This window comes from Skermanella sp., from assembly GCF_059503625.1.
Map to the genome: position 1 here is coordinate 1 of NZ_JCACHA010000436.1, position 2,369 is coordinate 2,369.

2 protein-coding genes are annotated in these 2,369 nt (G+C 64.8%); both read right to left on the minus strand.

Going from position 1 to position 2,369, the window contains the following annotated elements; genetic code table 11:
• Positions 1-1,477 (minus strand): catalase (locus tag AC5JJ6_RS09485; RefSeq protein ID WP_496041803.1); only part of this gene is annotated, 1,477 nt, incomplete at its 3' end.
• Between the two features lie 279 nt (positions 1,478-1,756).
• Positions 1,757-2,369, minus strand: a 613-nt coding sequence (locus AC5JJ6_RS09490; RefSeq protein WP_496041804.1) for a helix-turn-helix domain-containing protein, incomplete at its 5' end; no start/stop codon positions are given.

The window sequence follows — 2,369 nt, forward strand, 5'->3', positions numbered from 1 at the left end:
CGTCATGGACCAGCAGGAGGTGCCAGATCATCCGTTCCTGGACGTCGCGTTCGCACTGGCCCAGCAGGGTGCCCATGTTGAGGACGAGGTCGTCCCGCTCCCAGTCCATCATGGTGTTGTAGCGGCCGCGCGCCTGGACGTAGTCGTTGCGGCGCTCGATCACGCTGCGGGTCAGACGCCCATGGATTTCCGGCGTATTGCTCGACTGGTCCAGTGGCGATTCCACGAGGCCGTTATGGATGGACGGCTCGAAGTTGACATGGGGGTTCTGACCCGGCGCCAGATCGCGGTAGAAGGACATCTGGCCGCCCGACTGGTTGGTGGCGACGCGGGCGTTCTTGGGCTGGTTCACCGGCAATTGGAGGTAGTTGGGGCCGACGCGGTAGCGCTGGGTGTCGGAGTAGGAGAAGGTCCGGCCGACCAGCATCTTGTCGTCGGAGAAGTCGAGGCCGTCGACCAGGACGCCGGTGCCCATGGCGATCTGTTCGTTCTCGTTGAAGAAGTCCACGACGTTGCGGTTCAGCGTCATGGTGCCGACGTGGCGCAGCGGGAAGTCCTTTTCCGGCCAGATCTTGGTGTCGTCCAGCGGGTCCCAATCCAGTTCGGGATGGTCGTGGTCTTCCATGATCTGGACATACATGTCCCACTGGGGATAGTCGCCGCGCTCGATCGCCTCGAACAGGTCCTTGGTGGCCGAACCGAGTTCCTGGCCCTGCACCTTGGCCGCTTCCTCCGCCGTCAGGCTGGCGACGCCCTGACGCGGGTGGAAGTGGTACTTGACGAGGACGGTATCGCCCTGCGCATTGACCATCTTGTAGGTGTTGACGCCGAAGCCTTCCATGTGCCGGTAGTTGGCCGGAATCCCGCGCGGGCTGAACAGATGCGTCAGCATATGCATGGATTCGGGCGTCTGGCTCATGAAGTCGAAGATGCGGTTGGGTTCCTGGCGGAAGGTAACCGGATCGGGCTTCAGCGAGTGGATGACGTCGGGGAACTTGATGGCGTCGCGGATGAAGAAGACCGAGAGGTTGTTGCCGACCAAATCCCAGTTGCCGTCTTCGGTATAGAACTTGACCGCGAAGCCGCGCGGATCGCGCGCCGTTTCGGAGCTGTCGCGGCCGCCGATGACGGTCGAGAAGCGGATCGCCAGCGGCGTCTTCTTGCCGGCTTCCTGGAACAGCTTGGCGCGGGTGTATTTGGAAGCGGGTTCGTCGCCGATCTTGCCGGTGACTTCAAGTTCGCCGTAGCAGACGAAGCCGCGCGCATGCACGACCCGCTCGGGGATGCGCTCGCGGTCGAAGTGGCTGATCTTTTCGAGGACCTGGTAGTTTTCCAGGGTAGCCGGGCCACGGCTGCCGACGGTGCGCTGGGATTGGTTGTCGCTGATCGGATGTCCCTGCCGGTTGGTCAGGACCTTGTCCGAAGTTCCCGAGGACTGGTTGCCGGCAGCACCGGGCTGGTTGGGGCTCTTGTCCATCGTTCTCTCCCAATGTGTGATCAAGCGGATTGATCCGCCTTTTCATGGGGTTGTCAGGGATCTACGCGGAAGGAGAGCCAGTCAGCGGCGGCGCGTTCGGCATTCCGCCCTTGCCCTTGCGGCAGGCATCGGCGAACGGCATCGGTGGGAGAGATCTTCTGCTGGGTCATGGTGTCCCCCAAGCTGATTGGCTCCGGCAAGACGCTTTGCCCGCGGGCGAAGCGCTTGGCCGAATTAACCATATGGGAGCCCATCCGGCACACGCCAGAGGCGGCATGTTTAGAATCGTTTTATTTCGATGTTATATTTCCGAAGGGCATAGCTAACCTGTCGCGTCGTCAGTCCCAGCAGGCGGCCGGCCTTGGCCTGGACCCAGCCGGTCCTTTCCATCGCCCAGAGCAGGCGGTCGCGCGGGGTGGTGAACTCCGGCTCGTCGGGACCGCCGTTGCCGATCCGCATGCCCAGCAGCTCGCCGACGGCAGCATCGTTCAGCGCGTCGGCGGAAATCGGTCCTTCCGGAGCGGGCGACGGCGGCGGCAAGGACCGGCCCGCTATTGGGGCGGGCTGGGCCGGCTGCGCCATGAACGGGACGGCGGCGGGCAGACCGCCGGCGGGCGCGGCGGCGCAGCTTCCGCCGGACGAGGCGGAACAGCCCGGCACGCCGCCGGTGCTACAGCCCGCCCTGGCGGGCGCCGCCTGCGGCAACCCCGGCATGCCTTGCGACGCTGGAATGCCGGGCTGACCGGGAACGCTGGCGCCGGCGGTCGGCGTCACGGTGCGGTGATGCCACAAGGTGGACGAGTAGCACAGGTTCATCTGGCAGGACAGGTCGAGGTCCCAGATCACCCCGTCGCGGCACAGGGTCGCCGCGCGCTCGATGCAGTTTTCAAGC